Origin of the sequence: Pseudonocardia xinjiangensis (assembly GCF_012911925.1) — a bacterium.
Taxonomy (GTDB): Bacteria; Actinomycetota; Actinomycetes; order Mycobacteriales; family Pseudonocardiaceae; genus Pseudonocardia; species Pseudonocardia xinjiangensis.
This window is the reverse complement of the sequence record NZ_JAAXKY010000244.1, coordinates 1-6,850: the sequence shown is the minus strand read 5'-3', so window position 1 is coordinate 6,850 and position 6,850 is coordinate 1. Positions and strand designations below refer to the sequence as shown.

Below are 6,850 nucleotides of genomic sequence, written 5' to 3'. Positions count from 1 at the left end.
GGGTACCCGGCCGCGCCGCCGGCGCCGTCCTATCCCCCGCCCCCCGTGGGCGGAGGCTACGGTCCGCCGCTCGGCGGTCCCGGCGGCGCACCGCCGCCCCCGGCGCCCGGTGGCTACCCGGCTCCCGGCGGCCCGCCTCCCGGCGGACCGGGTGGCTACCCGGCTCCCGGCGGCCCGCCCGCCGGCGGCGGCTACCCCGCTCCGTCCGGTCCGGGCGTGCCCCCCACGGTGCCGCCCGCACCGCGCTCGAGCGCGACGACGGTCGGTGAGTACGTCGAGGACGTGGAGCGCGGCACCACCGCAGGTCACGACGGTCCCCGGTACCCGGGCGACCCGCAGCAGGGGCAGTCGCGATGACCGCCCCGATTCCGCCGACCGGCACCGCGGGCGCATTTCCGCCGCCGGCCGGAGTGCACCCCGACGCCGGACGCCACGCATCGGGCACCACCGGGGTCGGCTCGCCGGCACCCGACGTGGCCGGTGTGCCCGTCGGTGAGCTGGTCGGCAACGTCACCCGCGACCTGTCGACGCTCATGCGTCAGGAGCTGGCGCTCGCCCAGGCCGAGCTCAAGCAGGAGGCCACGAAGACCGGCAAGGCGGCCGGAGCCTTCAGCGGTGCCGCTCTGGCGGGCTACTTCGTCCTGCTGTTCCTGTCGATCGCCGCCTGGGCCGGTCTGTCGAACGTGATGGACGCCGGCTGGGCCGGGCTCATCGTCGCGGCGGTGTGGGCGGTGATCGCCGCGGTGCTCTACACGACCGGGCGCAGCAAGTTCCGTGAGGTGCACCCCAAGCCGGAACGCACCGTCGACACCCTCAGCAACGTTCCCGACGCCCTCAAGGGCCACCGAGGAGACACGCCGTGACCGAGAACTACGGAACCCGCGAGAACTACGGGCTGAGCGGACAGCCGGCCCCCGGCACCGGCGCGGCCGTCAACACCGACGACCCCGACCAGATCCGCCGGGAGATCGAGCGCACGCAGGCGAACCTGAGCACGAACGTCGACGCTCTGACCGAGAAGGTGACACCGGGGCGCATCGTCGAACGTCGCGTCGAGCGGGTCCGCGGCACCGCGAGCCGCTGGAAGGACAAGGTGATGGGCAGCAACCCCCTTCAGTCGAGCACCGGGAGCAGCTGGGGAGGGCAGGGCGGCGGCATGCGCGACACCGCGGGCCAGGTGGCCGGCTCGGTCTCCGGCAGCGCGTCCACGGCGGCGTCGAGCGTCTCGGACACGGCCTCGTCGGCGGCGTCGAGCGTCTCCGACGCGGCGTCGACGGCAGCGGGCGCCGTGGCGGACGCGCCACACGCGCTGCGCCAGCAGACCCAGGGCAACCCGCTCGCCGCGGGGCTCATCGCCTTCGGCGCCGGGTGGCTGATCTCGTCGCTGCTCCCGGCCAGCAGGCGCGAGCAGGAACTGGCGAGCCAGGCCAAGGACCGGGCGGGACAGCCCGTTGCGGAGGCGGCCAAGCAGGTGGCGGCCGAGATGAAGGACAACCTCGCGCAGCCCGCGCAGGAGGCCGTCGAGTCGGTGCGCTCCACCGCCACCGACGCCGGCCGGACCGTCGCCGAGGAAGGCCGCGCCGCGGCCGAACAGGTGCAGGGTCAGGCCCAGGACTCGGTCGGCAACGTGCGGCAGAACGCGTCACCGAGCTGACGGGTACGCCCGCGCAGCGCCACGTCGCTACCCCTCGACGGGCCCCGTTCCCACCCGGGAACGGGGCCCGTCGTCGGGTCCGCGCGCCGGGGTCCGGGGGTTTGGCGGACCACCTTCGCCTCGTCCGTCGCGGAGGTACAGAAGTGCGCCAAGGGGTGCCGCTGGTATGCCGAGCATGCCGAGCATGCCGAGCCGATCCTGGCCGAGGTCCCCCGCGAGGTGCCGAGCGGGCAGGGAACGAGGATCTTCACCCGCTACGAGCCGGTGGGACCGGTACTGGCGGTCATGCCGTGGAACTGCCCGTACTGGCAGGTGTTCCGGTTCGCCGCCCCCGCGCTCATGGCGGGCAACGTCGGACTGCTCAAGCACTCCTCGAACGTTCCCCAGGTGGCGCTGGCGATCGAGGACGTCCTGCGGCGGGCCGGCCTGCCCGACGGCATGTTCCAGACGCTCCTCGTGGGCTCGGCGGCGATCGAGGCGATCATCGAGGACCCCCGGGTCCGGGCCGTGACGCTCACCGGCAGCGAGGGCGCGGGCCGGCAGGTCGGCGCGGTGGCGGGTCGCGCCATCAAGCCCAGCGTGCTCGCCGACATCCCGGAGGGGTCCCCGGGGCATCGGGAGGAGTTCTTCGGGCCGGTCGCGCTGCTCTGGCGGGCCCGTGACGCCGACGAGGCCATCCGCATCGCCAACGACTCCTCGTTCGGCCTCGGGGGCAGCGCGTGGACCCGGGACCCGGCCGAGCAGGAGCGGTTCGTCACCGAGGTCGAGACCGGGATGATCTACATCAACAAGTTCACGGAGTCGACGCCGGAGATCCCCTTCGGCGGGGTGAGGGACTCCGGCTACGGCCGCGAGCTCGCCGAGTTCGGCCCGCGCGCGTTCGTCAACGCGAAGACGGTGTGGATCGCAGGCGACGAGCAGTCCGGCGGCGGCGTGGAGTAGGCCGGACCGCTCCCCCGTCCCGGGCTGTTCTTCTCGTCACACTGGGGGTGCATGTCGGCGTCGCCCGGGATGCGCCCGAAGCCACCGGTGACCGAGGATCGTCCCCGATGAGATCGCGCGGGTGGGCACGCTGGGCACTGCTGGTTGCGCTCACCGCGGCGGTGACCGCCGGGATGGCGGTGGCGGCGGTGCCGTCCCCCGCCTTGTTCGCCGGGCTGATCGTCGCCACCGGGCTCGCGTTGGCCGGCTGGGCACCCGCCCGGGTCTCGCGCTCGGCCACCACGCTGGCCCAGGCGGTGATCGGGGTGGTCATCGGCGTGCTCGCGCAGCCCTCCACGCTCACCGGGCTCGCCGCCGACTGGCTGCCGGTGCTGCTGGTGAGCGTGGGCACGCTCGCCCTCAGCATGGGGGCCGGCCTGCTCCTCGGGCTGCGTCCCGGGGTAACGCCGCTGACCGGGATGCTCGCGCTCACCGCGGGTGGCGCGTCCGGACTGGTCGCGATCAGCCGCGATCTCGGCGGTGACGACCGGGTCGTGGCCGTCGTGCAGTACCTGAGGGTCGGCCTGGTCACCGCGTCGATGCCGATCGTGGCGGCGCTGGTGTTCGGGGCGTCCGCCAGGACGGCGGCGGGCCCGGACACCGGGGGGCCGCCGTGGTTCGTCGACGTCGGGTTCCTGGTGCTCTGCGCCGCTGCCGGGCTCGCACTGGCCCACGTCACGCGGGTTCCGGCCGGCGGGCTGCTGGGCCCGATGGCGGTGGCGATCGCCCTGAACCTGGCGGGGTGGTCGTTCGGGGCGACCCCGCCCACGCTGGTCGTCGAGGTCGCGTACGCCGTGATCGGGTGGCAGGCGGGTGTGCGGTTCACCCGGGAGAGCCTGCGCATGGTCGTCGGGGTGCTGCCGCTGGCCACCGCCCTGATCGTCGCCGTGATCGTCGCCTGCGCGGGCCTCGGGCTGCTCCTGGCGCACCTCACCGGAGCCACCCCGCTGGAGGCCTACCTCGCGACCACGCCGGGCGGGGTCTACGCGGTGCTGGCCACGGCGGTGTCCGCGGGTGCGGACGCGACCTTCGTGGTGGCCGTGCAGGTGCTGCGGCTGATCGCCATGCTGCTGGTGGCCCCGGCGCTGGCCCGGCTGGTGGGCCGGCGCGGCGAGGCGCAGTCCCCCTGACGCCACCACCGCACCACCGTCCGAAATCGCTGGACGAACACCCCGTACGTGCGGTCAGGTCTGCGCCATGAGCACCTCGGAGATCTTCTGGCAGGCGCACGACGGCCTGCCCCGGCAGGCACCGGGGTCGGCGGCCACCGCCCGCCTGCTGCTGCGGTTGGCCGCTCCGGTGGCGCACCGGCCACGCGTGGTCGACATCGGCTGCGGCACCGGCCCGGCGAGCCTGCTGCTGGCCGAGGAGACCGGCGCCGAGGTCGTGGCCGTCGACCTCCACGAACCGTTCCTCGAGCGACTGCGGGCCGACGCGGCGGCAGCGGGCCTCGCCGACCGGGTGCGTCCCCTCGTCGCCCCGATGCAGGACCTGCCGCTGCCGGACGGCTCGGCCGACCTCCTGTGGGCCGAGGGATCGGCCTACAACATGGGCTTCGACGAGGCACTGGCCGCGTGGCGGCGGCTGCTCGCGCCCGGCGGCGTGCTGGTGCTCACCGAGTGCGAGTGGACCACCGCCGACCCCGCCGCCGGGGCCCGCGCGTTCTGGGACGCGGACTACCCCGGCATGCGCCGCACCGACGCCAACGTCCGAGCCGCCCAGGAGGCCGGCTGGACCGTTGCGGCCACGTACCTGCTGCCCGACTCCGACTGGGCGGCCTACTACGACCCGCTCGCCGCGCGGGTCGAGGCGCTGCGGAGCCAGGGGGTCGACCCGGCGGTCCTGCACGAGGCGGCGGGGTGGGAGATCGACGTCCGGCGCACGTACGGCGCCGACTACGGCTACACGGCCTACGTCCTGCGTCCCCGCTGACACCCCTCCCCGGTTGCGGCCCTCCCGCTCCACCCCGCCCGGAATGTCGGGGGCGCCCGCTACCGTCCCGGGCATGACGACCGTTACCACCGGAATCGCCACGCTGAGCGCCATCGCCCTCGACTGCCGTGACCCACGGGCCCTGGCCGAGTTCTACAGCGCCCTGTCCGGCGCTCCCATCGAGCGGTCCGACGACGACTGGGTGCAGCTCGCCGCCCAGGGCGGCGTCGCGCTCGCCTTCCAGCTGGCCCCCGGCCACGTGCCGCCGCAGTGGCCGGGCGACGAGCTGCCGCAGCAGATCCACCTCGACTTCGACGTGCCCGATCTCGATGCGGCCGAGCCGCAGGTGCTGGCGATCGGTGCCCACAAGCACGAGCACCAGCCGGGCAAGTACTTCCGGGTCTACCTCGACCCCGCCGGCCACCCGTTCTGTCTCTGCCTCGCCGGCGTCACCGAGTAGGGCTGCCGCTACCCGGCCAGGCGCATCGTCGTGTCGGTGCCGCGGGGCACGCGGCGCTGCTCACGGCCCCGTCCCACGAGCCGGGCCATCAACCGCAGGGTCCGCTTCGGCAGCTCCAGCGTCGCGACCACGGCCCGGTAGACCAGGCCGGGGGTGGAGAGGGTCCGTCCGCGGGCGAGGTCGGCGAGGCAGCGGTCCACCGCCATCTGCGGGTCCAGCCACAGCGCGGAGCGGCCCTGCTTCACGTGGCCGGGCTCGTCGGAGCGCAGGCGCCCGGGGCACAGGGCGATCACCTGCACTCCGGTCCCCGGCAGGGTGGCGGCCACGGTGTCGGTGAACGCGAGCACCCACGCCTTCGTCGCGCCGTACGCCGACCCGCGGGCCGCGAGGTAGCCGGCGAAGCTGGCGACGTTCACCACGCCACCGTCGCCGCGCCTGATCATGGCCGGCACCACGGCGCGGGTCAGCCGGAGCACCGCGGTGACGTTGAGGTCGATCTCCTCCTGGAGGTCGTCCACGTCCACGTCCACGAACTCGCCGTCGCTCTCCACCCCGGCGTTGTTCACGAGGAGGTCCACGGGCCGGGTCCCGTCGGTGAGCCGGCGTTCCACGGCAACCAGCCCCGCCGGTTCGGTGAGGTCCGCGGCCAGCACCTCCACCGACACCCCGTGGTCGCGGCGATGCGCCGCGGCCACCTGCTCGAGGCGGTGGCGGTCCCTGGCGACCAGCACCAGGTCATAGCCGTCCGCGGCCAGGCGACAGGCGAAGGCCGCGCCCAGTCCGGCGCTACCCCCCGTGACGAGTGCAGTGGGCATGACCCCGAACGTACGAACGGTTTCTGAGGCCGAGCTGAGGATCGCGCCCGAAAAGTCCCGGTCGGAGGCCGAGGTGTGTGGGATCACCCCCCACGGGGTAGGCCTGGGAAGCATCGATGCTGGGCGCATCTGACGAACGGAGGGTCACCATGGGTACGGACGACAAGATCGACAACAAGGCCGAGGAGCTCAAGGGCAAGGCCAAGGAGAAGGTCGGCAAGGCCACCGACGATCCGGGCCTCGAGGCCGAGGGCCACGGCGACCAGGCGAAGGGCAACCTCAAGCAGGCCGGCGAGAAGGTCAAGGACGCCTTCAAGAGCTGACCCCTCCGCAGGCAGTGCTCACTGCCGCAGGGCCCGGCCACTCCCTCGAGTGGCCGGGCCCGCGCCATGTGCAGGCGCCGGCGTACGCAGTGCCGCGGTCGCCCGGCGCGCTCCGGCCTATCGCACCCGGGCCGAGCGCACGGACGCAAGCCGGTCCCGAGCCCGCTCCGCCGCGTTGGGTTCGCTCCCGTCGAGCAGCTCCAGCGCGTCGTCCACGGCAGCCCGTAGCGTTCCGCACTCCGCCGCGCGCTCGGCCAGCTGGCTGTGCATCGTCCACAGGTCGACGAACACGGTGACCTTGGACCGCAGCACCCACGGGTCGAACGGCTTGGTGATGTAGTCGACCGCACCGGCCTGGTACCCGCGGAACGCCAGGTGCGGGTCGTAGTCGACGGCCGTGAGGAACAGGATCGGGATGTGGCGCGTGCGCTCGCGCTGCTTGACGTGGCCCGCGGTCTCGAAGCCGTCCATGCCGGGCATGTGGGCGTCGAGCAGGATCACCGCGTAGTCCTCCACCAGCAGCCGCTTCAGGGCGTCCTCACCGCTGGTGACCGACACGATCTCGATGGGCAGCCCTTCGAGGATCGCCTGCAACGCCAGCAGGTTGTCGCGCCGGTCGTCCACGGCCAGCACCCTGGCCACCTGCCTCACGCTCATTCCACCGACCCCCCAGCTCTGCCCCGCC

Annotated in this window: 9 protein-coding genes and 2 pseudogenes; 9 read left to right on the top strand and 2 right to left on the bottom strand. The window is 73.9% G+C overall.

Going from position 1 to position 6,850, the window contains the following annotated elements:
• The 8 genes and pseudogenes from HF577_RS36105 to HF577_RS36075 all read left to right on the top strand — a co-directional run.
• A pseudogene (locus HF577_RS36105) lies at positions 1-357 on the top strand (hypothetical protein); the annotation flags it as partial.
• A complete protein-coding gene (locus HF577_RS36100) occupies positions 354-863 on the top strand; it encodes a phage holin family protein (protein WP_169400492.1) in 510 nt (169 codons plus the stop codon). The pseudogene HF577_RS36105 and the gene HF577_RS36100, both read left to right, overlap by 4 nt.
• On the top strand, positions 860-1,654 hold the full coding sequence (locus HF577_RS36095) for a DUF3618 domain-containing protein (protein ID WP_312859603.1): 795 nt from the start codon (positions 860-862) through the stop codon (positions 1,652-1,654). The genes HF577_RS36100 and HF577_RS36095 overlap by 4 nt, the downstream gene beginning before the upstream one ends.
• A 171-nt stretch (positions 1,655-1,825) precedes the next feature.
• Positions 1,826-2,167, top strand: a pseudogene (locus tag HF577_RS40000) (aldehyde dehydrogenase family protein); the annotation flags it as partial.
• The gene (locus tag HF577_RS39995) at positions 2,162-2,596 is read left to right on the top strand and encodes an aldehyde dehydrogenase family protein (protein ID WP_407692282.1); all 435 of its coding nucleotides are present in this window, start codon (positions 2,162-2,164) and stop codon (positions 2,594-2,596) included. The pseudogene HF577_RS40000 and the gene HF577_RS39995, both read left to right, overlap by 6 nt.
• Positions 2,597-2,703: 107 nt before the next feature.
• Positions 2,704-3,765: an AbrB family transcriptional regulator gene (locus tag HF577_RS36085; RefSeq protein WP_169400491.1), complete on the top strand. Its 1,062-nt coding sequence runs from the start codon at positions 2,704-2,706 to the stop codon at positions 3,763-3,765.
• A gap of 67 nt (positions 3,766-3,832) precedes the next feature.
• Entirely contained in the window at positions 3,833-4,567 is a 735-nt protein-coding gene (locus tag HF577_RS36080; protein WP_169400490.1) for a class I SAM-dependent methyltransferase, read from the top strand.
• A gap of 73 nt (positions 4,568-4,640) precedes the next feature.
• Positions 4,641-5,027 carry a VOC family protein gene (locus tag HF577_RS36075; RefSeq protein ID WP_169400489.1) on the top strand — a complete coding sequence of 129 codons (387 nt, stop codon included), beginning with the start codon at positions 4,641-4,643 and terminating at the stop codon, positions 5,025-5,027.
• 8 nt (positions 5,028-5,035) lie between these two features.
• Here the strand turns inward: HF577_RS36075 and HF577_RS36070 are convergent, their stop codons facing one another.
• A complete protein-coding gene (locus tag HF577_RS36070; RefSeq protein WP_169400488.1) occupies positions 5,036-5,842 on the bottom strand; it encodes an SDR family NAD(P)-dependent oxidoreductase in 807 nt (268 codons plus the stop codon).
• A 149-nt stretch (positions 5,843-5,991) separates the two neighbouring features.
• Between HF577_RS36070 and HF577_RS36065 the strand changes: the two genes are divergently transcribed.
• Positions 5,992-6,165, top strand: coding sequence for a CsbD family protein (locus HF577_RS36065; protein WP_169400487.1), 174 nt, complete (start codon positions 5,992-5,994; stop codon positions 6,163-6,165).
• Between the two features lie 117 nt (positions 6,166-6,282).
• Here HF577_RS36065 and HF577_RS36060 read toward each other — a convergent pair.
• Positions 6,283-6,850 (bottom strand): response regulator (locus tag HF577_RS36060; protein WP_211175381.1); only part of this gene is annotated, 568 nt, incomplete at its 5' end.

Excerpts from the sequence above, each read along its gene's own strand:
- HF577_RS36100 (WP_169400492.1), top strand. The coding sequence starts at position 354 with ATGACCGCCCCGATTCCGCCGACCGGCACCGCGGGCGCATTTCCGCCG.
- HF577_RS36085 (WP_169400491.1), top strand. The coding sequence starts at position 2,704 with ATGAGATCGCGCGGGTGGGCACGCTGGGCACTGCTGGTTGCGCTCACC.
- HF577_RS36080 (WP_169400490.1), top strand. The coding sequence starts at position 3,833 with ATGAGCACCTCGGAGATCTTCTGGCAGGCGCACGACGGCCTGCCCCGG.
- HF577_RS36075 (WP_169400489.1), top strand. The coding sequence starts at position 4,641 with ATGACGACCGTTACCACCGGAATCGCCACGCTGAGCGCCATCGCCCTC.
- HF577_RS36070 (WP_169400488.1), bottom strand. The coding sequence starts at position 5,842 with ATGCCCACTGCACTCGTCACGGGGGGTAGCGCCGGACTGGGCGCGGCC.
- HF577_RS36065 (WP_169400487.1), top strand. The coding sequence starts at position 5,992 with ATGGGTACGGACGACAAGATCGACAACAAGGCCGAGGAGCTCAAGGGC.